Annotated in this window: 23 protein-coding genes and 2 pseudogenes; 11 read left to right on the top strand and 14 right to left on the bottom strand. The window is 64.9% G+C overall.

All coding sequences use genetic code 11. From position 1 onward, the window contains the following. Positions 1-65: 65 nt before the first annotated feature. From M5I08_RS06440 to M5I08_RS06430, 3 genes and pseudogenes are all read left to right on the top strand, one after another. Positions 66-596, top strand: a complete 531-nt coding sequence (locus tag M5I08_RS06440) for a transposase (protein WP_255564645.1) — start codon at positions 66-68, stop codon at positions 594-596. Then, positions 502-960: a DUF2505 domain-containing protein gene (locus M5I08_RS06435; RefSeq protein ID WP_249763308.1), complete on the top strand. Its 459-nt coding sequence runs from the start codon at positions 502-504 to the stop codon at positions 958-960. The genes M5I08_RS06440 and M5I08_RS06435 overlap by 95 nt, the downstream gene beginning before the upstream one ends. A 37-nt stretch (positions 961-997) precedes the next feature. After that, a pseudogene (locus M5I08_RS06430) lies at positions 998-1413 on the top strand (protein kinase domain-containing protein); the annotation flags it as partial. Between the two features lie 9 nt (positions 1414-1422). Here the strand turns inward: M5I08_RS06430 and M5I08_RS06425 are convergent. Beyond that, a pseudogene (locus M5I08_RS06425) lies at positions 1423-2616 on the bottom strand (IS110 family RNA-guided transposase); the annotation flags it as partial. A 203-nt stretch (positions 2617-2819) separates the two neighbouring features. Beyond that, complete coding sequence (locus M5I08_RS06420) at positions 2820-2969, bottom strand: hypothetical protein (protein WP_249763159.1); 150 nt, start codon at positions 2967-2969, stop codon at positions 2820-2822. Positions 2970-3014: 45 nt separating this feature from the next. On the opposite strand from M5I08_RS06420, the gene M5I08_RS06415 reads away from it, so the two are divergent. From M5I08_RS06415 to M5I08_RS06405, 3 genes are all read left to right on the top strand, one after another. Beyond that, a complete protein-coding gene (locus M5I08_RS06415; protein WP_219065677.1) occupies positions 3015-3830 on the top strand; it encodes a carbon-nitrogen hydrolase family protein in 816 nt (271 codons plus the stop codon). Beyond that, entirely contained in the window at positions 3827-4804 is a 978-nt protein-coding gene (locus tag M5I08_RS06410) for an LmeA family phospholipid-binding protein (RefSeq protein WP_219065676.1), read from the top strand. The genes M5I08_RS06415 and M5I08_RS06410 overlap by 4 nt, the downstream gene beginning before the upstream one ends. A 537-nt stretch (positions 4805-5341) precedes the next feature. Then, the gene (locus M5I08_RS06405; protein ID WP_249763158.1) at positions 5342-6049 is read left to right on the top strand and encodes an LmeA family phospholipid-binding protein; all 708 of its coding nucleotides are present in this window, start codon (positions 5342-5344) and stop codon (positions 6047-6049) included. Here M5I08_RS06405 and deoC read toward each other — a convergent pair. From deoC to M5I08_RS06375, 6 genes are all read right to left on the bottom strand, one after another. Further along, entirely contained in the window at positions 6046-6723 is a 678-nt protein-coding gene (gene deoC, locus M5I08_RS06400; protein WP_219065674.1) for a deoxyribose-phosphate aldolase, read from the bottom strand. The genes M5I08_RS06405 and deoC overlap by 4 nt on opposite strands. Next, positions 6723-7154 (bottom strand): DUF2599 domain-containing protein, encoded by a 432-nt coding sequence (locus tag M5I08_RS06395; RefSeq protein WP_219065673.1) that lies wholly within the window; start codon positions 7152-7154, stop codon positions 6723-6725. Before M5I08_RS06395 ends, deoC begins: the two co-directional genes overlap by 1 nt. A gap of 4 nt (positions 7155-7158) precedes the next feature. After that, positions 7159-7398, bottom strand: a complete 240-nt coding sequence (locus tag M5I08_RS06390) for a DUF2516 family protein (RefSeq protein ID WP_249763307.1) — start codon at positions 7396-7398, stop codon at positions 7159-7161. A gap of 116 nt (positions 7399-7514) precedes the next feature. Continuing rightward, positions 7515-8093 carry a heparin-binding hemagglutinin gene (locus M5I08_RS06385; RefSeq protein ID WP_219065672.1) on the bottom strand — a complete coding sequence of 193 codons (579 nt, stop codon included), beginning with the start codon at positions 8091-8093 and terminating at the stop codon, positions 7515-7517. Between the two features lie 86 nt (positions 8094-8179). After that, on the bottom strand, positions 8180-8572 hold the full coding sequence (locus M5I08_RS06380; protein WP_219065671.1) for a helix-turn-helix domain-containing protein: 393 nt from the start codon (positions 8570-8572) through the stop codon (positions 8180-8182). Between the two features lie 96 nt (positions 8573-8668). Then, positions 8669-9994: a DUF445 domain-containing protein gene (locus M5I08_RS06375; RefSeq protein ID WP_219065670.1), complete on the bottom strand. Its 1326-nt coding sequence runs from the start codon at positions 9992-9994 to the stop codon at positions 8669-8671. Between the two features lie 230 nt (positions 9995-10224). Between M5I08_RS06375 and M5I08_RS06370 the strand changes: the two genes are divergently transcribed. Then, a complete protein-coding gene (locus M5I08_RS06370; protein WP_370328583.1) occupies positions 10225-10962 on the top strand; it encodes a TetR/AcrR family transcriptional regulator in 738 nt (245 codons plus the stop codon). Positions 10963-11039: 77 nt separating this feature from the next. Continuing rightward, positions 11040-11192 (top strand): 1,4-dihydroxy-2-naphthoate prenyltransferase, encoded by a 153-nt coding sequence (locus M5I08_RS06365; protein WP_249763157.1) that lies wholly within the window; start codon positions 11040-11042, stop codon positions 11190-11192. Position 11193: 1 nt separating this feature from the next. On the opposite strand, the gene M5I08_RS06360 is transcribed toward M5I08_RS06365, so the two are convergent. Then, positions 11194-12081: a cyclopropane mycolic acid synthase family methyltransferase gene (locus M5I08_RS06360; protein ID WP_219065668.1), complete on the bottom strand. Its 888-nt coding sequence runs from the start codon at positions 12079-12081 to the stop codon at positions 11194-11196. Positions 12082-12264: 183 nt separating this feature from the next. Then, positions 12265-13515 carry a KasA/KasB family beta-ketoacyl-ACP synthase gene (locus M5I08_RS06355; RefSeq protein WP_219065667.1) on the bottom strand — a complete coding sequence of 417 codons (1251 nt, stop codon included), beginning with the start codon at positions 13513-13515 and terminating at the stop codon, positions 12265-12267. 175 nt (positions 13516-13690) lie between these two features. On the opposite strand from M5I08_RS06355, the gene M5I08_RS06350 reads away from it, so the two are divergent. Next, positions 13691-14605 (top strand): cyclopropane mycolic acid synthase family methyltransferase, encoded by a 915-nt coding sequence (locus tag M5I08_RS06350; protein WP_370328582.1) that lies wholly within the window; start codon positions 13691-13693, stop codon positions 14603-14605. A gap of 9 nt (positions 14606-14614) precedes the next feature. On the opposite strand, the gene M5I08_RS06345 is transcribed toward M5I08_RS06350, so the two are convergent. The 4 genes from M5I08_RS06345 to M5I08_RS06330 all read right to left on the bottom strand — a co-directional run bounded on the left by M5I08_RS06345 (position 14615) and on the right by M5I08_RS06330 (position 18963). Next, complete coding sequence (locus M5I08_RS06345; protein ID WP_219065666.1) at positions 14615-15478, bottom strand: cyclopropane mycolic acid synthase family methyltransferase; 864 nt, start codon at positions 15476-15478, stop codon at positions 14615-14617. Between the two features lie 133 nt (positions 15479-15611). Next, the gene (locus M5I08_RS06340) at positions 15612-16427 is read right to left on the bottom strand and encodes a 3-hydroxybutyryl-CoA dehydrogenase (RefSeq protein ID WP_249763306.1); all 816 of its coding nucleotides are present in this window, start codon (positions 16425-16427) and stop codon (positions 15612-15614) included. A 132-nt stretch (positions 16428-16559) separates the two neighbouring features. After that, positions 16560-17846, bottom strand: coding sequence for an isocitrate lyase (aceA, locus tag M5I08_RS06335; protein ID WP_219065664.1), 1287 nt, complete (start codon positions 17844-17846; stop codon positions 16560-16562). 319 nt (positions 17847-18165) lie between these two features. Further along, positions 18166-18963: an acyl-[acyl-carrier-protein] thioesterase gene (locus M5I08_RS06330; RefSeq protein ID WP_219065663.1), complete on the bottom strand. Its 798-nt coding sequence runs from the start codon at positions 18961-18963 to the stop codon at positions 18166-18168. A 169-nt stretch (positions 18964-19132) separates the two neighbouring features. Between M5I08_RS06330 and ramB the strand changes: the two genes are divergently transcribed. Then, positions 19133-20548: an acetate metabolism transcriptional regulator RamB gene (gene ramB, locus M5I08_RS06325; protein WP_219065662.1), complete on the top strand. Its 1416-nt coding sequence runs from the start codon at positions 19133-19135 to the stop codon at positions 20546-20548. Next, positions 20545-21096: a carboxymuconolactone decarboxylase family protein gene (locus M5I08_RS06320; RefSeq protein ID WP_219065661.1), complete on the top strand. Its 552-nt coding sequence runs from the start codon at positions 20545-20547 to the stop codon at positions 21094-21096. The genes ramB and M5I08_RS06320 overlap by 4 nt, the downstream gene beginning before the upstream one ends. Positions 21097-21101 lie beyond the last annotated feature (5 nt).

The following is a 21101-nucleotide window of genomic DNA, read 5'->3' as shown; positions in this document are numbered from 1 at the left end:
ACGGCAGCGTGGTTGGTCTTGATCGTGGCGTGACCTTCTCGGCGGCGCTGTCCACCGGCGAGTAGTTGCACGTCCGTGGCCTGCGCGCTGGTGAAACCAAGCGACTGCGGCGGTTGCAACAGCGGCTGGCCCGGGCGCACCGCGGGTCGCACCGGCGGGCAAGAACGAAGCTGGCCATTGCCAGGGTGCGTGCTCGTGAAACGGATCGTCGCCGTGACTGGGTGGAAAAGACCGCCACTGATGTGGCGCGCCGCTTCGACACCATCCGCGTCGAGGATCTGAATGCGCGCAACATCGCCGCCGGACGGGCGGTGACAGCACGGGGAGACCTCGGCGCTAGCCAGTCTGCGAACCGTGAACCTCAACCCTGTTCTCCCGCTGCGCGGGTGCGCGGGGTCGAAATCCACCGGCTCACACCGGTGGGACGTCAAGGTAGCCTGACCTGCTATGCCACGTTCGTTCGACATGTGCACCGACTATGCGGTCACGGTCGAAGAGGTTCTGCGGGCCTTCAGCGAACAGGAGTATTGGCTGGCCCGGCTCGCCGATTCGGGCGCCGACGACACCGCCCTGGATTCATTGCAAGTCGGCGATGATGGCGGCATCGACGTGATCACCACGCAAGTGCTGCGCCGCGATCGGCTCCCGGGCGTCGTCACCCAATTCCACCGCGGCGATCTAAGGATCCGGCGCGAGGAGCGATGGGAGCCGGTCGCCAACGGTTCGGTGATCGGGACCGCCACCGGGTCGATCCTGGACGCGCCGGCGTCGTTGACCGGCACCGCGGCGTTGGAGCCGCTGGCGGAGTCGAGCGGCGCGCGGCTGAAGCTTCGGGCCACCGTCGAGGTGCGCATTCCGCTGATCGGCGGCAAGTTGGAGAACTTCATCGGCAACCAACTCGCCGAGTTGCTGATCGCCGAGCAGCGATTCACCACCACGTGGATCGGCCAAACCGCCTGATCAGCCGGTCCCTGCCTTCAGCGGCTCTGACGGCGCAGACTTCCGTCAAAGGTTCCACCGCGAAGCCGACCTGGCGGCGACACGCTGGCACCCGAACATCGTCGGGATGCATGACCGCGGCGAGTTCGCTGGTCACCTGTGGGTCTCGATGGACTACGTGGAAGGCGCCGATGCCGCGCAGCTGGTCAAAAACCACTATCCAGCCGGGATGCCGACAAGCGACGTGTGCGCCATCGTCACCGCCGTCGCGGACGCACTCGACCACGCCCACACTCGGGTCCTTTTGCACCGCGACGTCAAGCCCGCCAACATCTTGCTCACCGAGCTGAAGACGGCAAGCGACGAATCCTGCTGGACGACTTCGGGGTTGCGCGACCACTCGGCGACATCAGCGGGCTTACCGCGACCAATTTCACCGTCGGTACGCTCGCCTACGCCGCGCCCGAACAGTTGATCGTTGGCTTGGTGGACGATGCGGCGCATGGCGCGTTCGGGGTCGAGGCGGGCGAAGTAGTCGCCGCCGAGGTCGGTGTAGTCGACGTCGTCGGTGAGCATGTGCCAGACCGCGGTCAGGATCGAATGTTCCACAGCGACGATCGCTTTCTTCTTGCCCAGTCGTGGGGCCAGCCGGCGGTAGCGGGCTCCGAGATAGGTGGCGTCTTTGGTGCGGGCCGAGGCCATCGCCGCGGCACCTAGCGCGCCGACCAGCCATCGGTCGCCGTGACGGGTCTTGCCCGATTTGCGTTTGCCGGCCGATTCGCGATGACCGGGGCAGACCCCGGCCCAAGACACCAGGTGCGCGGCGGTGCGGAAGCGGCTCATGTCTCCACCGGTTTCGGCGATGATGACCTCGGCCACGGCTTGGCCCGCACCCGGGATCGTCGCCGACTGTTCAAGCTGGCGGGCAAAAGGGAGCATCCGCTCCTCGATCCGCGCCGACAATTGCCCGACCGTAGCGGTGAGCTCGTCGACGCGTTGCAGATGCAGCCGGCACAAAAACGCGTGGTGTTCACCGAAGTTGCCGGTGAGCGCCTCCACCAGCTGTGGGATCTTGGGCCGCATCCGCGCCTTGGCCATCTCGGCGAGCACATGCCCACCGCGTTCGCCGTCGATCAACGCGGTCAGCGTCGCCCGCCCGGAGACGCCGAGGATGCCGGCGGCCACGCTCGACAGCTCGATCCCGGCGTCCTCGAGTTCCTTCTCCAACCGTTGGGCCTCCCGAGTCCGTTCGGTGGTCAGGGTGCTGCGATAGCGGGTGAGGTCCCGCAGCGGGCGGATCGGCTCCGGCGGCACGAACGACGCCCGCAGCAGCCCGCACTCGCCCATCTGACACAACCAGGCGGCATCGCAAACGTCGGTTTTGCGCCCGGGCAGACCCTTGGCGTGCGCGGCGTTGACCAACGCGCCCCGCCAGTGATCTCCGGTCCCTTCCATCACCACCAGGCTGACCTGCTCGGCGACCAGCCAGTCCCGTAGCTCCAGTAGCGCATTGGTGGTCGTGGCGAACGTGCCGATCTCCTGGCGGCGAGACCGCTTGCCCTTCGGGCCAGGTGCGCGCACGCACCCCTTGAGGTCCTTCTTGCCGATATCCAACGCGGCGCGCCGATCATGCAACGGTTCCGTCGAAATCCCTCCAACCACAACACCTTCCAACATTGAATGTCCGTCCGGAGGAACCACAGGTCCTAAAGAATCTGGTCCGCGTGCTCACGGCAACAATCGACAACTCCTGTCGGTGGCTCCCAACCCCATGCTGACCGACGAGCTCAGCGCATCAAGGTCAAACACAACCCACGGCGCCAAGCGGGACGCGCGCCAACCGACTGTCGACGATTGCTTACTCGCCCACCGGGCGAAACTCAGTTTCGCTCAGTGTCTAGGAACAGTCCAACCACCTCGATGCGCCGGCACGCCCACACGTAGTCGGCGATCGCGCGGTGGTCGGCGAGGGCGTGCAACACCGTCTCGATCGGCGCCGTCGTGGTCCGCGTGAGAATGAACTCGATCATCAACGCGTTCGGGCATCCGGGGGCAACCGTCCTACGCTAGCGGTCATGCGGATTGCGGTGGCGCAGCTGCTGTCCGGCACCGATCCGGCGGCCAACCTGCAACTGGTGCAGGGCTACGCCGGCCGGGCCGCCGACGCCGGCGCCCGGTTGGTGGTTTTCCCCGAAGCGACCATGTGCCGGTTCGGGGTACCGCTGGCGCCGATCGCCGAGCCGGTCGACGGCCCCTGGGCCGACGGGGTACGCCGGATCGCCGCCGACGCGAACATCACCGTCATCGTGGGCATGTTCAGCCCGGCCGATGACGGGCGCGTCTTCAACACGCTGCTCGCGACCGGCCCCGCCACCGACGCCCACTACGACAAGATCCACCTCTACGACGCGTTCGGCTTCACCGAGTCGCAGACCGTCGCGCCGGGCCGCGAGCCGGTGGTGGTCACCGTCGACGGCGCCGGGGTCGGCCTGACCACCTGCTATGACCTGCGCTTTCCCGAACTCTTCACCACGCTGGCGCGTCGCGGCGCCCAGCTGAACACCGTCAGCGCGTCATGGGCGTCCGGCCGCGGCAAGCTCGAGCAGTGGACGCTGCTGGCCCGCGCCCGGGCGTTGGACTCCACCAGCTACATCGCCGCCGCCGGGCAGGCCTACCCGGGCGAACCGCTGGCGTCCTCCGCGCCGACCGGGGCGGGCGGCAGCCTGGTGGTTTCGCCGTTCGGCGACGTGGTGGCCTCCGCCGGAGCCAACCCGCAGTTGCTGATCACCGACATCGCCCTCGACCGGGTGACCGAAGCCCGCGACACGATCGCTGTGCTGCGTAACCACTCAGCTTTCGCTCATGGGCATAAGGCAGAATCGCGCAGGTGACCGATCCGCAAGGACCGCCGCAGCAGGACCCGTCGATATGGGCTCGTCCCGGCAACGAGAATCCGCCGACCGAACCGGCGGCGCCCGACGCGTCGCCAACCGCCCAGGTGGCCGCGCATCAGCCGCCGGTCCAGCCGGCGCACCAGGCCGTTCCGCCCACACTGGAATTTCCGGCTGCGTCGCCTGGCGACCAGCAGCCCCCGTCGCAGGACCCGGTAGCTCCCGTGAAAGCCAAACGCCGCTTCCTCGGCGATCCGGTATCGATCCTCCTGGTATTGGTCATTGTGGTGGCGCTAGCCGTCGCCGGTCTGATCGCCGGCGAGCTCTATGCCCGCAACCGCGCCGACAGCGTCGTGGCCGCGGCCACCGAATGCGTGGTACACGACCAGGCCAAAGTGTCCTTCGGCCCCAGCCCGTTCCTGCTGCAACACCTCACCGGCCACTACCGCGATATCTCCATCCACACCGCAGGCAACCAGATCCGCGACGCCAAAGGCATGACCGCCGACATCAACATCAACAACGTCGACCTGCACGGCAGCGGCGACTCAAAGGGCACCATCGGCGCGCTGGACGCCACCATCACCTGGACGTCGGACGGCATCAAGAAAACCGTGCAGAGCGGCGTTCCATTCGTCGGCGCCCTGATCGACAGCGTCAGCACCAACAGCAGTGCCGGCACCGTCGAACTCGGCGGGGCGCTGGGTCTGGGCAGCGTCACCGTCAAGCCGGCGGTCGCCGGCAGTGGGCTGTCGCTGCGGGTGGTCAAGGTCACCGCTATGGGCGCCGCGCTGCCGCGCGAGACCGCGCAGTCGGCGCTGGACACCTTTACCTCCGGGCTCACCAAGGACTATCCGCTGGGGATCCACGCCGATAGCGTGCAGGTCACCAATGACGGTGTGGTGGCTCACTTTTCGACACGAAATGCCTCGATCCCAGCCGGCCGGACCGACCCCTGCTTCGCCCATGTTTAGCACCGAGCGTCGCCGGTATGGGGCTGGCGCCATGATGCGGCGACTTGGGTGGCTTCGACGCCGCCGTGATAATGCGGAACAATCGCACGGATGACGAACACTCGAGGTCCATCGAGCGGCGACCCGTCCGAATGGGCTCGTCCCGCAAACCCGGCCGGACCCCCCAACCAAGGTGCGCCGCCACGCCGTCCGCCCGCGGCGCCGCCGTCGGAATCGCCGACCCGCCACATCCGCCAGTCCGGCCGCGCGCCGGACCCAGCGACCCGTGGCATGCCGCGGCCGCAGCAACAACCGGCGCCGCCCGCGAACCGGCCACCGCAACAACCGGGCCCGCCGCCGAACTATCCCGGTCACCCACAGAATCGGCCGCCGCAACGGCCCGGTCTGCCGCCCAATCCGCGGCCGCATCAGCCCGGTCCTCCACCGCCGCGCGAAAACAGCCCCACCACCCGGATAGCTACACCGCCGCCCTCGTCGCAGACACCGGTGAACAGCAAACACGGTTTTTTCGCCAACCGGACACCGATCCTGTTGATCGTGGTGATCGTGGTGCTCGTGGTCCTCGCGGCGGCGATCGGCACCGAGCTGTATACCCGCCATTTGGCGAGCAGCAAGGTCGCAAGCGCGGTGCAGTGCGAGGTGCAAGACAGCGCCAGCGTGTCCTTCGCTGCGTTCCCGCCCGTGCTGTGGCAATACCTCACCAGCAACTACCCCGACATCTCCGTGCAGACGGCGGGCAATCAGGTCCGCTCGGCCAAAGGCATGAAGGTCAGCATCGACATCCGCAACATTAAACTGAGTAATACCAACAACTCTCAGGGCACCATCGGGTCGCTGAACGGCACCATCACTTGGTCGGCTGACGGCATCAAGCAGTCGATCCAGGACGCCGTCCCGGTGCTGGGCAAGTTTGTCACCGGCGAAGTCACTACCAACCCCAGTGACGGCACCGTCTCGCTGAAGGGCTTGTTGGACAGCGCTACCGTCAAGCCGCAGATCGTCAACAACGGGCTCTCGCTGCACGTGGTCAGCCTGAGTGCGCTGGGTTCGAAGATGTCAACGGCCACAGTCCAGAAGAAACTCGACGACCTCACTTCGAAAGCGACCCAGAACTACCCGCTGGGCATCCGCGCCGACAATGTGGCGGTCACCAATTCCGGCGTGCAGGCGACCTTCTCGAGCAGCAACGCCACCATCCCCGCGAGCAGCGGCAGCGGCCAGGATCCCTGCTTCGCGAACCTCTAACCGGCCTCCAGACCGTCGAGCACGGCGCGCGTCGCCGACAGGCCCAGCCGGGTGGCGCCCGCGTCAAGCATCGCCAACGCATCGGCGGCCGTGCGGATGCCGCCGCTGGCCTTGATGCCCAGCCGGCCGCCGACGGCGCCGGCCATCAGCGCGACGGCGGCCACCGAAGCCCCACCGGCGGGATGAAAACCCGTCGAGGTCTTGACGATGTCCGCGCCGGCGTCTTCGGCGACGCGGCAGACGTCGACCAGGGTCTGCTCGCCGGCCCGCGCCAACAGCACCGCAGCCTCGACGATCACCTTGAGCAGGGCGTTGGGTACGGCAGCGCGTACCGCCGCGATCTCCGATCGCACCGCGTCGACGTCGCCGCCGACCGCGGCGCCAATATCGATGACCATGTCGATCTCGCTGGCGCCGGACGCCACGGCCAGCGTCGCTTCGCCGGCCTTGATCTCGGGCAGGTGCTTACCCGACGGGAACCCCGCAACCGCGGCCACCGGCACCCCCGCGCCGTTGGCGTAGGGCACCATCGAAGCTGACACGCACACGGCGTAGGCGCCCAGTGCTGCGGCTTCGGCTGCGGCGGCGGCCACGTCAGCGGCGGTGGCCTCGGGTTTGAGCAGGGTGTGATCGACGACGGCCGCCAGTTGGGCGCGGGTCGGTCGGCCGGGCATCAATAGCTCTCTTCGGAACCGCCGGGGTTGCACCCGGCGTCGATCATCGTGGGGGCGTCGACGACCGGCCGCCACGGCTCGAGGTTCCAGCTGGTCTTGCCGGGCTGGAGGACTTCGGCCACCTCCCAATGACAGAGAAACTGTTCGCGCATACCCGGGGTGGCGGCGTCGGGCGCCAGGGCGAGCACCTCGATCCACGCCTCATCGGCGTCGGGACCGGTCGAACCGAGTTGCCTGGCGGCCGCTCGGCCGGACGCCGTCGGATACACCCGCAGGCTGGGCAGCTGGTTCCACTGGATCCAAGCAACGTGGTCGACGAACGGCGGCGGATAGGACGGCGCGCTTGCCCCCGCGGCGTCTGGATCTGCCGATGCCGGAGCGGCACCCGACAGCGCGACGATAGCGGTCGCCGCGAGCGTCAAAGCTCGCATCCTGCTATCGCGACTTACCCTGAATTTCAAGAAGTTTGGGCCGAACGTCGACCAAGTAGACGCCCGCCGCGCAGGCGGCGATCGCCATGCCGAGTACCTGGAGCAGGTATGCCAACGGTATCGCAACGCCCAGGATCACCAACCAGACCGGCTTGGTCATCTTGTCCGCGGCGGTATAGGCGTCCGGCCGCTGCATTGCTGCGTGCACGAACGCGTACACCGTCGTGATCATCACCGCGATCATCAAGACGGCCAGGACGCTATCCACAAGGTTCACGCAACAAGCGTACGGGGGCCACGCCGGAAACGTCGACTCCGAGCCGTCCGTCCGGACGGCTCGGAGTCGAGGTGTATGCCGTCTTACTTCTGGGTGACGTCCCTGGCCGGAGCCTTCTTGGCCGGAGCCTTCTTGGCCGCAGCCTTCTTGGGCGGAGCCTTCTTGGCCGCAGCCTTGTTGCCGGGCAGCTCGATGCCGACCAGCTTGGCGGCGCGCTCACCGACCACACGGGTCTGCGACGCGACGGTGCCCAGAGCCTCCTGGGTCAACTCGACCGCCTGGTCGACGTAGCCCTCGGCGCGCGCGGACGCGTCCTCGAAGCCGGCCTGGCTGCGCAGCCGCTCGAGAGCGGCCTCGCCGCGCTCGACCAGCTCGTTGTACCGAGAGGTCGCGGCCTCGACATAGCCTTCCGCGGCGCTGCGCAGCTCATCAGCGGTGAACCGCTCGCGCAAATCGCGCAATTGCTCGGGCAGGTCGTCTTGCAGCTTGCTCAGCCGGGCGCGACGCTCTTTGACCCGGCTACGGGTTTCGGCGCGGGTCTCCTCGGCCCGGTCGCGCAACTCGACGAGCAGGTCGTTGACCGTCGCCAGGGCCAGGTCAGCGGCGCCCAACGCGGCAAGCAGCGGAGCCTTCAGGTCGTCAATGGTCGGGTTGTCGGCCATCGTGTTTCCTTTCGTGGTTTCGTCGTGTGTCAATTGGTTGCATTGCTCAATCACGAGCTGGGCAGGTTTCGAGGGTTCAGGGAGGTCTAAGCAGAATTAGTCTCCTCACGGGCAGCTTCGTTCTGCTGCACGAACGACGTGTAGATGTCCAGCAGCACCTGTTTCTGCCGTTCGGTGATCGCCGTGTCGGTGATGATGGCGTCGCGGACTTCGCTGGGATCGCTCGGCTCGAGAATCCCGGCCTGCACGTAGAGAACCTCGGCGGAGACCCGCAGCGCCTTGGCGATCTGATTGAGCACACCAGCGGACGGTTTACGCAACCCGCGCTCGATTTGGCTGAGGTAGGGGTTGCTGACGCCGGCCTTTTCCGCCAACTGCCGCACCGAGACCTGCGCCGCCTCACGCTGCGCTTTGATGAAGCTGCCGATGTCGGACGCAGCGGTGGACACCACAGCGGAAAGTTTCTCCTCCTGCGGCATGGCTGCTTCCTTGAGTCCTGATGTCGGATTGTTCGGTACGGACGCGTGCCACACTAGAACCAAGCGCTAACTTTTGCAAGCGCTAGTTAGCAGCGCTCAGAACAGCAGCTGCGCCACCCCGTAGATGGCCAGCCCGGCCAGCGACCCCACCACCGTTCCGTTGATCCGAATAAACTGCAGGTCACGACCGACGTGCAGCTCGATGCGCCGGCTAGCCTCCTCGGCGTTCCAGCGCTCGACGGTGTCGGTAATGATCGCGGTGATCTCTACCCCGTACTGCGCAACCAGGTGTTCGGCAGCCCGCACAATCCAGTTGTCGACCTTGTCCCGCAGATCGGCGTCGTCGCGCAGCGACCCCCCGATGCGGACCACCGCGTCGGCTATGCGGGTTCGAAGGGCGCTGGACGGGTCGGATAATCCTTCTGGACCCTCGAGCACCAGGCGTTTCAGCGTCTTCCAGGCCGTCGCCGCGGCGTTGGTGACCTCGTCGCGGGACATCAGCTGCTCTTTGACCGCCTCGGCCCGCGCCATCGTCGACTCGTCGTGCTGCAGGTCGTCGGCGAACTCGAACAGGAAGCGCGTCGCCGACCGCCGCAGCTCGTGATCCGGGTTGCGGCGCACCTTGTCGGTGAAGTCCATCAGCTCGCGGTGGATGCGCTCTCCGACGAGGTGGTCGATGAACCGCGGCGACCAGCTCGGCGAATCCCGTTCGACGACTCGCTGGATGACCTCGCCGGCGTTCAGCGACCACCGAAATGCCCGATCGGCCAGTAGTTGGATGAGCGCCTCTTGCCGGTGCTCGGCCAGCAGCGTCGCCAACACCCGGCCCACCGGCGGCCCCCACTGCGGCTCGGCGATACGCCGCACAATCATCCGGTCGATCACGAGCTGGACGTCGTCGTCGCGCAGCAGCTCCACCAGGACTCGCAGCACGGTGGCCGTCTCGGCGGCCACTCGCGGGGCATGCAAGGTCTCCGATAGCCACTTGCCTAGCCGGCCCGGAATCTGCGCGTCGCGAAGCTTGGTTTCCACCACCGGCGGCGAAAGGAAGTTCTCCCGCACGAATGTTCCCAGGCCTTCCCCGAGCTGGTCTTTCTTGCGCTTGATGATCGCGGTGTGCGGTATCGGGATCCCCAGTGGGTGCTTGAACAGCGCCGTCACCGCAAACCAGTCCGCCAACGCACCGACCATGCCGGCTTCTGCGGCGGCCCCCACGTAGCCGACCCAGGTGGGGGTAAGGCCGCTGGACTGGGCCCATCGGCAGCCGAGGAACAGCCCGGTGGCGCCGACCAGAAAACTCAGCGCCACCACTTTCATCCGGCGCAGTGCCCGACGCCGCTGGGCATCGGCCCGCGGATCGGCCCCGGCGAACGATTCCGCCAGCGAGGCAGGTTTGCCGGTCTGGGGCGCCGTCGGCGTCATCGGATCTGTCTGCGCCGCCCGCGGGCCTCGGCTATCAGCTCGGCACCTGGGTTCCGGTGCGGTGCAAGTGCCACCCGACCATCATCCGCCATCGAGGTAGCTGCGGACCGTACAACACCCGGCGCATTGGGGGCGGTAACAGTTACCGATCCCACGGCGAAGCCGCATACGGTGAGGTGCAGGCCGAGAAAACGTCGTCGATAACCCGTACTATGAACAGCACCTAGCGAATGGGATTGTCGATAGTGGCACAGCAGGCCCGAGCCGGTGCGGTGAAATCCGATGGCCGGAAGCGGCGTTGGCACCGGCACAAGGTGGAACGTCGCAATGAGCTGATCGACGGGACAATCGACGCGATTCGACGGCGCGGTCGCTTCGTGAGCATGGACGAGATCGCCAGTGAAATCGGCGTCTCCAAGACCGTGCTCTACCGCTATTTCGTCGACAAGAACGATCTGACCACCGCGGTGATGATGCGGTTCGCGCAGATCACGCTGATCCCCAACATGACGGCGGCACTGTCGTCGAACCTCGACGGCTTCGACCTGACCCGCGAAATCATCCGGGTATACGTGCACACCGTGGCCAACGAACCCGAACCGTACCGGTTCGTGATGGCCAACAGCTCGGCCAGCAAAAGCAAGGTGATCGCCGACTCCGAGCGGATCATTGCCCGGATGCTCGCGGTGATGCTGCGCCGCCGGATGAAAGCGGCCGGGATGGACATCGGCGGGGTGGAGCCGTGGGCGTACCACATTGTCGGCGGGGTCCAGCTGGCTACTCACTCGTGGCTGCTCGACCCGCGGATGAGTGCCGACGAGCTGATCGACTATCTGACCATGCTGAGCTGGAGCGCGCTGTGCGGGATCGTGGAGGTCGGCGGATCGTTGGAGAAGTTCCGCGGGCAACCGCATCCGTCGCCGATCGTGCCGCCGCTGCCCGGCTCAACGAGCGGTACTGATGACTGACATGGCGGTTCGGTCCGGCTGCGCTCCTGGGCTCGCTCCTGGTCCTATGCCCCGCGCACGACGCGACTTGTCAAGGTGTGGCCGTATTTTCGCCGCCTGCCCCCGACGAGCCGCCGGCCAGCTTCCCGGTATGGCCACTGTGGTACGCGGCGCTGGCCTGGGTGCATGTGCGCCAAGCCGGCGCACTGCTGATGGTGGGCCTGGCAATCGGCGCGCCGCCCGGCGTTTGACCTACCGCTTCACCAGGGTGAACTGTCCCACCTCAGAGATGTTCCGCCGGAAGAAATCCGAACATCCGGTCAGATAGCGCATGTAGTGGTCGTACACCTGGGCGGAGGTCACCGCAATAGCGTCGTCGCGGGCGGCCTGCAACTTGGTCGACCAGGTATCGAGTGTCCGAACATAATGGGTGGTCATTTTTTGCAATTCTTCAGCCGAAAACCCTGCGGCTGTTGAGTACTCGACGACGTCTTCGTCGCACGGCACGGAGCCGCCAGGAAAAATTTCTGCGGCGATGAACCGCATGAACTTCAGATCGGTCATAGTGATGGGGATGCCCATCTCGGGCCAGCGCTTGAGCGGGTGACCCATGATCGTCTGCAGGACCATTCGACCGTCGCTGGGCATGACGCGGTAGCACAGATCGAAGAAGGCTTTGTAGCGCGATTTGGGGAAAGCCTCGAACGCCTCGATGCTGACAATGCGGTCGACGGGCTCGTCGAACTCCTCCCAGCCGCGCAGCAACATTCGCCGAGAGCGAACAGTGTCGACCTGATCGAGCAATTGTTCGCCCAGAGCACATTGGTTCTTGCTCAAGGTCAGCCCGACGACGTTGACGTCGTATCGTTCGACTGCCCGCTTCATCACCGAGCCCCAACCGCAGCCGACGTCGAGCAGCGTCATTCCGGGCTCTAGGCCAAGCTTGCCGAGGGCGAGGTCGATCTTGGCGAGCTGGGCTTCTTCCAGCGTCATGTCATCGCGTTCGTAGTACGCGCAGCTGTAGGTGCGCGTCGGGTCCTGGAACAGTCCGAAGAAATCGTTGGAGATGTCGTAATGGGCTTGAACGTCCTCGTAGGCCGGCCGCAATTTCGGCGAACCGCCCACGCCGGTGTGCGTCATCTGAGGTTGACCTTTCAAGTTGTGTTCAGGTCGTCAGGGTCTGCTTTTGGTGAACGACTATATAACGCACCCTTCTCAATCGCGGCACACGCACGCCTCTGACGCGCCGCCCGAGGCGGCGACGCACTGCGTCCTTGCTCACCAAAAAGCCTGTGGCCCAAGACTTGAGGGGACGGCGGCTCGTCAATACTTTCCGAAGGCCAAGGCTACGTTGTGGCCACCGAAACTGAACGCATTGTTGATCGCGTACCGGTAATTGCCAGCGCGTGGCTCATCGGCCACCACGTCCAGATCGATCTGCGGGTCCAAATTGCGCAGGTTCAACGTCGGCGGGACGATGCCGTCCCGCAGCGCCAGCACGGTCAGAACCGACTCCACCGCACCAACAGCGCCAATCGAACAGCCCAGTGCCGCCTTCGCTGCGTAGACTGCCGGCCGATGGGCGCCGAATGCGTTGTTTATCGCCCTCGCCTCGGCCAGGTCGCCGACTGCGGTGCCGGCCGCGTGCGCGTTGACGTGATCGATGTCGCCCGCAGTCAGCCCGGCAAGCTCGATCGCCCGAGTGATCGCGTGGCCGGCCCGTTCGCCACTTGGATCGGGAGCCACGATGTGGTGAGCGTCCGAGGTGATACCGGCGCCCATCAGCCGAGCCAAAATGTTGGCGCCGCGGGCTTTCGCGTGCTCCTCGGTCTCGATGACCATCAGCGCACCGGCTTCGCCGAACACCATACCGTCGCGGTCCTTGTCGAACGGGCGGCACGCGCCCGCCGGATCGGCGTTGTTCGTGGATAACAGGTGCAGTTGAGCGAACGCGGCGATCGGCACTGCCTCGATTCTGGTTTCAACACCGCCACAGATCGCGATGTCGGCCTCGCCGAGCACGATTTGGCGCCACGCCTGGGCGATGGCCTCGGCCCCGGAGGCATCGGCAGAAACCGGCGTGACGATGCCGGCTTTGGCGCCACGTTCCAGGCCGACCCCCGCGGCCGGCGCGTTGGGCATGGCTTTCTGCACCCCCAATGGCGGGATAGCTCGAACGCCGCGTTCGCGGATATCGTCGTACGCGTCCACCATCTCGTCAGTCGAGCCCATCCCCAATCCGATGGAAACCATCAACCGAGTGGTGTCAACCTCGGGCGACCCGGCGTTGGCCCACACTCGCCGGCCCAGCACTGTCGACATCTTCTGCACACGCAGAAACCGGCGCAGTTCCGTCCGCGTTAGTTCATGGTCGAAATCCTCGAGCAGGCGCCCACCGATGCGAACCGGTAGGTCGAACTCGTCGATGAAAGCATCATCGAGCACGCGGATCCCGCTCTGTTCGTCCAGCAACTTCTTCCAGGTGCTGTCGGCCTCTGTAGCCAGTGCAGTCGTCATTGCGACGCCGGCGACCACCACGTCGGGGAAACCATCTCCAGTCGAGAGCGCCGCCATAGCGTTACCTCGTCCCGTCCTCCGGGGCGTCAAAGCCCGTTTGCCCCAATGGGGTACCCCGTAGCTACGAATAAACCATAGATCTGCTCACCTGGACCGCCAAATATTGATAAGGTTGGAACCCGCAGTAATTGCCGTGCCGGGACGAGGGGTGACGAGGGGTATAGATTCGGCAATGATGACGCACGGAAGTGAAAACACTGGTCAGACCGGCTTAAAGCCGAACGTCGGCCATATCCGGTCGCACTACGATCGGTCCAACGAATTCTTCAAGCTGTGGCTCGACCCGTCGATGACCTACAGCTGCGCGTACTTCGAGCGCGACGACATGACGCTCGAAGAGGCGCAGCGAGCAAAGATTGATCTGTCGCTGGACAAGCTGGGGCTACAGCCCGGGATGACGCTGCTCGACATCGGCTGCGGCTGGGGTTCCACCATGCGCCGGGCGGTCGAGAAGCACGACGTCAACGTCATCGGGTTGACGTTGAGCGAAAACCAGTTGGCTCACAACGAGCAGCAGTTCGCCGAAATGCACAGTCCGCGTACCAGAGACGTCCGGCTGCAAGGCTGGGAGCAATTCGACGAGCCGGCGGACCGCATTATTTCCCTGGGAGCATTCGAGCACTTCGCCGACGGTGTAGGCACTTTCGAGCGATACGCGGACTTTTTCAAGATGTGCTACCACGTGCTGCCCGACGATGGCGTCATGCTGCTGCAGTCCATCGTGGTGCCCACTGAAGAAGAAGGCGCGAAGATGGGGCTGAAGCGGACGATGTCGCTGTTGCGGTTCATCAGCTTCATCCGAAAAGAGATCTACCCCGGCGGGCGGTTGCCGACGACCGGTGTCGTCGACGACTACGCGGCCGCGGCCGGTTTCCACATCAGCCGTCATCACATGATCGGACACAACTATGTCCGCACCTTGGACACGTGGGCCAAAGAGCTGGAAGCACACAAGGACCAGGCGATCGAACTGAAGGGCGAAGACGTCTACAACACCTTCATGAAGTATCTGACCGGCTGCCGGGAGCTGTTCCGCGACGGCTACACCAACGTGTGCCAGTTCACCATGGAAAAACAACCCGCGTAGTCGCGGGCGCTACTTCGTCAGCGTGAACTGGGCGACCTCGGTAATTCCGCGGCGGAAGAAATCCGCGCAGCCCCTCAGATAGCGCATGTAGCGCTCGTAAAGTTCCTCGGACTGCACCGCTATCGCGCGTTCGCGATTGGCAGCCAGATTGTCCGCCCAGAGGTCCAGGGTCCGTGCATAGTGCGGACGCAGCATGTCAACCTGCTCGCATGCGAAGCCGGCGGCCTCGGAAAACCCGAGGATGTCCTCTTTCGACGGCAGTTGGCCGCCTGGGAAGATTTCATTCTGGATGAACCGCACGAATCTCAGGTCGCTCATCGTCACCTTGACCCCGTGCTCATGCCAATAGGTCAAGGGATGGGTGTAAATGCTGTGCAGGAGCATTCGACCGTCATCGGGCATGATCTTGTGGGCGCGTTCGAAGAATGCCGGATAGCGTTCCTTCTTGAACGCGTCGAAAGCCTCGACGGTGACGATCCGGTCGACTTTTTCGTCGAACTCTTCCCAGCCTTGCAGCCGCGCCTCCGCAGTGCGCTCGGTGCGGAGGCTGGCCAGCTTGGCCTGGCTGTAGCTGGCCTGGTTGCGGCTGAGCGTGATGCCGATGACGTTGACGTCGTAGCGCTCCACTGCCCGGACCAATGCCCCGCCCCAGCCGCAGCCGACGTCGAGCAGCGTCATTCCCGGCTCCAGGTTCAACTTGCTCAGTGCCAAGTCCCACTTGGCGTTTTGCGCCTCTTCGAGGGTCATGTCGTCGCGCTCGAAGTACGCGCAGGTGTAAGTCATGCTGGGATCGAGAAACAATGAGAAGAACTCGTCGGAAAGGTCGTAGATCGCCTGCGACTCTTCGTAGAACGGCCTCAACGTTGTCGTCATTTCACACCTGGCCTATCAAACTCCGTCCCGTTCCGGTGGACAGCACTTTACCGCAGCCGCAAAAGACACGCAGCCGCAAAGGTGTGTTCCTCACCGCAACTCGGAGCGGGAGAGTCGCCGCGAGTAGTCCCATCTAGTACGTGTAGAAGCCTTCACCCGATTTCTTGCCGAGCAAACCTGCCTCCACCATCCGCAGCAACAGGGGTGGTGCGCCGTATTGCGGGTCTTTGAACTCTTGGAACATCTTGTCTGCTATCAGATTCAAGGTGTCCAGGCCGACCAGATCGGATAACCGCAGCGGCCCCATCGGATGCGACAGCCCGGCGACAACCGCCTTGTCGACATCTTCGACGGTGGCAAAACCGGCCTCGACCATCCGGATCGCCGAAAGCAGGTAGGGCACCAGCAGCGCATTAACCACGAAGCCCGACCGGTCCGAGCACCGCACAACCTGCTTCTTGAGCACCGCGCTGGCAAATTCCTCGGCGCGGGCGGCGGCGGCCTCGTCGGTGACCAGCGTGCTGACCAACTCCACCAGCGGCAACACCGGCACAGGGTTGAAGAAATGCAAACCCAGCACCCGGCCCGGATTGGCGGTGGCGGCAGCCACCTTCATGATCGGGATGCTCGACGTGTTGGACGCCAAGACGGCGTCCGGGTCGGTGATCACGCGATCCAGTTCGGCGAAGATGGCGGTTTTGACATCCTCGTCCTCGACCACGGCCTCGATCACCAGCTGTCGATCGGCCAGCTCGGAAAGGTCAGTGGTGAATTTCAGCTTGGCGACGGCGGCGTCGCGCTCGCGCTCGGTGACCTTGCCTGCGCTGACCCCGCGCCCGACCGATTTGACGATCCGATTGCGTCCGGCCGTGGTCAAGGCCTCGGTCGGCTCGTAGATGAGCACGTCAACCCCGGCACGGGCTGACACTTCGGCGATGCCGGCGCCCATTTGGCCGGCCCCGATAACTCCGACTCGTTCGATCGACACGTTTCTCCTTACGACAGGTGCGCGAGCAGACACAAACTCGCATTATCGCCGCCTTGGCGATGCGATTCTGCGTCTGCTCGGCGGACAGCCCGCTCAGTGGAACTGACCCTCTTCGGTCGAGCCGGCGAGAGCGATCGTCGACGAGGTCGGGTCTACCGTGGTCGCGATGCGGTCGAAGTAACCCGCACCGACCTCGCGCTGGTGCTTGGTCGCGGTGTAGCCGCGCTCCTCGGCGGCGAACTCGCGCTCCTGCAGCTCGACGTAAGCGCTCATCTGGTTGCGGGCGTAGCCGTATGCCAGGTCGAACATCGAGTAGTTCAGCGCGTGGAAGCCGGCCAGCGTAATGAACTGGAACTTGAATCCCATCGCGGCAAGCTCTTTTTGGAACCGTGCGATGGTCGAGTCGTCGAGGTGCTGGCGCCAGTTGAACGACGGTGAGCAGTTGTAGGCCAGCAACTGGTCACCGAACTCGCTCTTGACGCCCTCGGCGAACTTGCGCGCCAGCTCGAGGTCCGGTGTGCTGGTCTCCATCCAGATAAGGTCGGCGTACGGCGCGTATGCCTTCGCCCGGGCGATGCACGATGCCAGGCCGTTGCGCACCCGGTAGAAGCCCTCGGCGGTGCGCTCACCGGTGATGAACGGCCGGTCGCGCTCGTCGACGTCGGAGGTGATCAGCGTGGCCGCCTCGGCGTCGGTGCGGGCGATGACGACGGTCGGCACGCCGGCAACGTCGGCGGCCAGGCGGGCGGAGGTCAGCGTGCGGATGTGCTGCTGAGTCGGGATCAGCACCTTGCCACCGAGATGACCACACTTCTTCTCCGAAGCCAGCTGGTCTTCCCAGTGCGTACCGGCGGCACCCGCGCCGATCATCGCCTTCTGCAGTTCGTAGACGTTCAGCGCGCCACCGAAACCGGCCTCACCGTCGGCGACGATCGGGGCGAGCCAGTTCTCGACGGAGGTGTCGCCCTCGACCTTGGCGACCTCGTCGGCGCGCAGCAGCGCGTTGTTGATGCGGCGCACCACCTGCGGCACCGAGTTGGCCGGATACAGGCTCTGGTCGGGATAGGTGTGGCCGGACAGGTTCGCATCACCGGCGACCTGCCAGCCCGACAGGTAGATGGCCTTCAGGCCGGCGCGGACCTGCTGCACGGCCATGTTGCCAGTCAGGGCGCCGAGCGCGTTGACGAACTCCAGGTCGTGCAGCTGGTTCCACAGCACCTCTGCGCCGCGGCGGGCCAGGGTGTGCTCCTCGACCACGCTGCCCTGCAGGGCGACGACGTCGGCAGCCTTGTAAGTACGGGTGACGTCCTTCCAGCGCGGGTTGCTGTCCCAGTCGTGCTGGATCTGTTCTGCGGTCTTCGGCATGCCAACGCTCGACATTGCGTGCTCCTCAAAGGTATCGAAAAGGTGTCGAAAAGGTATCGAAAAGGTGTCGAAAAGGTGTCGAAAGGTTACTGATCATCAGCTCCTGGATTTCCAGGCTTGTTAAGGCGCTGAACCATCTTTGCTGATCTGCTAAGTCGACGATGGCACAGGTTAGCTTCGCAGGTCCACCCGTTTCAGTTGCCAATTTTGGCTAGGGCTTTGCGTATTTTTGCAAAGTTTGCGAAGACTGGTCGGAACCGGACCGGCACAGTTGCTACCCGCAAGTAACATAAACGCGCAGATCAGGGCACGGGTTTGCAGGACAAGCCTACGGCTAGAGCTGGAAGATCGACGCAACCGCTTTGGTCTCGTCGCCGACGGCATATGTGAGCGTTGTAACAGTGCGATCAGCCAGGTCAGCGCCGAATCGATCGGTCGATCCGGCGGGGTGAACGTGCGTGATGATCTCCAGCTTGTCGCCCAGCGCGACAGGAGCGTCGTGCTCGACGGCCACCCGCAACGGCGCCGCGAGCAGCTCCGGGCAGGACGCCAGGTAGTCCTCGACCACACTCCAGTACACGGAGTTGTTCATGTGGTCGAACAGGTCGATGTCGGTGACCCGAACCGGGAACTCGTGAATCTCCGTAGCATCTTCACGACTGCCGGCGCTGAGATAGGCCTTCCAGCGCAGCCGGTCGATATCCGTGGTGGCCCGCAGCCCATCGAGAAAGTCGTCGGCGATGCGTGCCGGCATCTGGGTATCGCGGTTGATGTTGATCCAAAACGCCTCGGACTCCATGAGGCCGCGACCGCGCTTCCCATCTATACGGACCCGCATTTCGCACCACCGGTTCGACGTTCCTGAGCACCACCGGCGCATCCGCAGCATGTCGGCGAACTCGACTGGACGGATCAGGTCGACCATGGTTCGGCGGACGACCCAGAGCGGATGAGTTTCCTCGAACCCCATCTCACGCAATTGATCCTGACCGATGTCCTGGATATGGCGGGCGGCCGCATCGAAACGCAGGCGACCCTGGCGGTCGATGTCGCCGACGCGCAGCGGCCACTCCCGGTCGAACACGTCGGGATGGCCGTCGGGCACCGGCATCATCACTTTGTCCAGGCTCACGGCTTCACTTCCAAACTCGCCCAACGCGACGTAATCCCGAACTGCTAGGTGGCCCAGCGTAGGCTCCCCCAAGCAAGAATGATGCCAAACCACCTTGCCGCATCGCCAATTCCTCGGACATTGCCAACTCTGCAAACCAGGTCTTCGCAACTGAAGATAAGCTAGGCGGATGTCGAAGACCTTCGTCGGCTCACGGGTTCGGCAGCTGCGCAACGAGCGTGGCTTCAGCCAGGCCGCGCTGGCGCAGATGCTGGAGATCTCGCCGAGCTATCTCAATCAGATCGAGCACGACGTGCGGCCCCTGACGGTGGCAGTGCTGCTGCGGATCACCGAAGTCTTCGGCGTCGACGCCACTTTCTTCGCCTCGCAGGACGACACCCGGCTGGTCGCCGAATTGCGCGAAGTGACCATGGACCGCGATCTCGGCATCGACGTCGACCTGTCCGAGGTCGCCGAGATCGTCAACGGATACCCCGGTTTTGCGCGGGCCATGGTCAACCTGCACCGGCGCTACCGGATCACCACCGCCCAGCTGGCCGCCGCCACCGAGGAGCGGTTCTCCGACGGCAGCGGCAGCGGCTCGATCACCATGCCGCACGAAGAGGTCCGCGACTACTTCTATCAGCGCCAGAACTACCTCCACGAGCTGGACACCGCAGCCGAAGAGCTGGCCACCCGGTTGCGGATGCACCATGGCGATCTGGCCGGCGAGTTGTCCCGCCGGCTGACAGAGGTGCACGGCGTGCACATCACCAAGCGCATCGACCTGGGTGACACCGTGCTGCACCGCTACGACCCGGCGTCCAAGACGCTGGAGATCAGCAATCACCTCTCGTCGGGCCAGCAGGTGTTCAAGCTGGCCGCCGAGCTGGCGTTTCTGGAGTTCGGCGACCTCATCGATGCCATGGTCACCGAAGGCAAGTTCACCAGCGACGAGTCCCGCACCCTGGCCCGGCTCGGGCTGGCGAACTACTTCGCCGCGGCCGCGGTGCTGCCCTACCGGCAATTTCACGATGTCGCGGAGAACTTCCGTTACGACATCGAGCGGCTCTCGGCGTTCTACTCGGTGAGCTACGAGACCATCGGACACCGGCTGTCCACCCTGCAGCGGCCGTCGATGCGGGGCGTCCCGTTCTCGTTCATCCGGGTCGACCGGGCCGGGAACATGTCCAAACGCCAGTCGGCCACCGGCTTTCACTTCTCCTCCAGCGCAGGAACCTGCCCGCTGTGGAACGTTTATGAAACCTTCGCCAATCCGGGCAAGATTTTGGTGCAGATCGCCCAGATGCCCGACGGCCGTAATTACATGTGGGTGGCCCGCACCGTCGAGCGGCGGGCATCACGGTATGGTCAGCCCGGTAAAACCTTCGCGATCGGGCTGGGCTGCGAACTCCGGCACGCCCACCGGCTCGTCTACTCGGAAGGACTCGACTTGTCCGGGAATGTCGCCACACCGATCGGCGCGGGCTGCCGGGTCTGCGAGCGCGACAACTGCCCACAACGGGCATTCCCCGCTCTGGGCCGCGCACTCGACCTCGACGAGCACCGCAGCACGGTCTCGCCCTACCTGGTGAAGCAGGCATGACCGCCGGTGAGGTGGGCCGCATCCCGTCGTCGGGCAGGATTCGAGACCTCGGGCTGATCAACTGGATCCTGGGAAAGTTCGCCGCCCGTACGGTCGGCGCGCCGCAGATGCACCTATTCGGCACGCTGGGTCAACACAAGCGACTGTTCCTGGCGATGATGCCCTATTCCGGCGCACTGCTGCGGGGTCGGCTGCCCGCGATCGACACCGAGTTGGTGATCTTGCGTGTCGCGCATCTGCGGTCCTCCGAATACGAGCTGCAGCAGCACCGTCGGCTGGGGCGCCGTCGCGGGCTCAACGACCAGACCCAGAAGAGCATCTTCGCCTGGCCTGCCGCCTCGGATCGGCTGTCGGAGCGTCAACAAGCGCTGCTGTCGGCGACCGATGAGTACATTCACAACCGCTCGATCGGCGACGAAACCTGGCAACGGCTGTCCGCGCACCTGGATCGGCGTCAGCTCATCGAATTCTGCATGCTGGCAGGGCAATACGACGGTCTGGCCGCCACCATGTCGGCGCTGAAGATTCCGCTGGACCACCCGCGGTAGCGGTC

Source organism: Candidatus Mycobacterium methanotrophicum (assembly GCF_023515995.1).
GTDB lineage: Bacteria > Actinomycetota > Actinomycetes > Mycobacteriales > Mycobacteriaceae > Mycobacterium > Mycobacterium methanotrophicum.
The sequence above is the reverse complement of the archived record's forward strand: the minus strand, read 5'-3'. Positions and strand labels throughout refer to the sequence as shown.

Excerpts from the sequence above, each read along its gene's own strand:
- M5I08_RS06420 (WP_249763159.1), bottom strand. The coding sequence starts at position 2,969 with ATGATCGAGTTCATTCTCACGCGGACCACGACGGCGCCGATCGAGACG.
- M5I08_RS06415 (WP_219065677.1), top strand. The coding sequence starts at position 3,015 with ATGCGGATTGCGGTGGCGCAGCTGCTGTCCGGCACCGATCCGGCGGCC.
- deoC (WP_219065674.1), bottom strand. The coding sequence starts at position 6,723 with ATGCCCGGCCGACCGACCCGCGCCCAACTGGCGGCCGTCGTCGATCAC.
- M5I08_RS06395 (WP_219065673.1), bottom strand. The coding sequence starts at position 7,154 with ATGCGAGCTTTGACGCTCGCGGCGACCGCTATCGTCGCGCTGTCGGGT.
- M5I08_RS06390 (WP_249763307.1), bottom strand. The coding sequence starts at position 7,398 with ATGATCGCGGTGATGATCACGACGGTGTACGCGTTCGTGCACGCAGCA.
- M5I08_RS06385 (WP_219065672.1), bottom strand. The coding sequence starts at position 8,093 with ATGGCCGACAACCCGACCATTGACGACCTGAAGGCTCCGCTGCTTGCC.
- M5I08_RS06380 (WP_219065671.1), bottom strand. The coding sequence starts at position 8,572 with ATGCCGCAGGAGGAGAAACTTTCCGCTGTGGTGTCCACCGCTGCGTCC.
- M5I08_RS06375 (WP_219065670.1), bottom strand. The coding sequence starts at position 9,994 with ATGACGCCGACGGCGCCCCAGACCGGCAAACCTGCCTCGCTGGCGGAA.
- M5I08_RS06370 (WP_370328583.1), top strand. The coding sequence starts at position 10,225 with ATGGGATTGTCGATAGTGGCACAGCAGGCCCGAGCCGGTGCGGTGAAA.
- M5I08_RS06360 (WP_219065668.1), bottom strand. The coding sequence starts at position 12,081 with ATGACGCACACCGGCGTGGGCGGTTCGCCGAAATTGCGGCCGGCCTAC.
- M5I08_RS06355 (WP_219065667.1), bottom strand. The coding sequence starts at position 13,515 with ATGGCGGCGCTCTCGACTGGAGATGGTTTCCCCGACGTGGTGGTCGCC.
- M5I08_RS06350 (WP_370328582.1), top strand. The coding sequence starts at position 13,691 with ATGATGACGCACGGAAGTGAAAACACTGGTCAGACCGGCTTAAAGCCG.
- M5I08_RS06345 (WP_219065666.1), bottom strand. The coding sequence starts at position 15,478 with ATGACGACAACGTTGAGGCCGTTCTACGAAGAGTCGCAGGCGATCTAC.
- M5I08_RS06340 (WP_249763306.1), bottom strand. The coding sequence starts at position 16,427 with ATGGGCGCCGGCATCGCCGAAGTGTCAGCCCGTGCCGGGGTTGACGTG.
- aceA (WP_219065664.1), bottom strand. The coding sequence starts at position 17,846 with ATGTCGAGCGTTGGCATGCCGAAGACCGCAGAACAGATCCAGCACGAC.
- ramB (WP_219065662.1), top strand. The coding sequence starts at position 19,133 with ATGTCGAAGACCTTCGTCGGCTCACGGGTTCGGCAGCTGCGCAACGAG.
- M5I08_RS06320 (WP_219065661.1), top strand. The coding sequence starts at position 20,545 with ATGACCGCCGGTGAGGTGGGCCGCATCCCGTCGTCGGGCAGGATTCGA.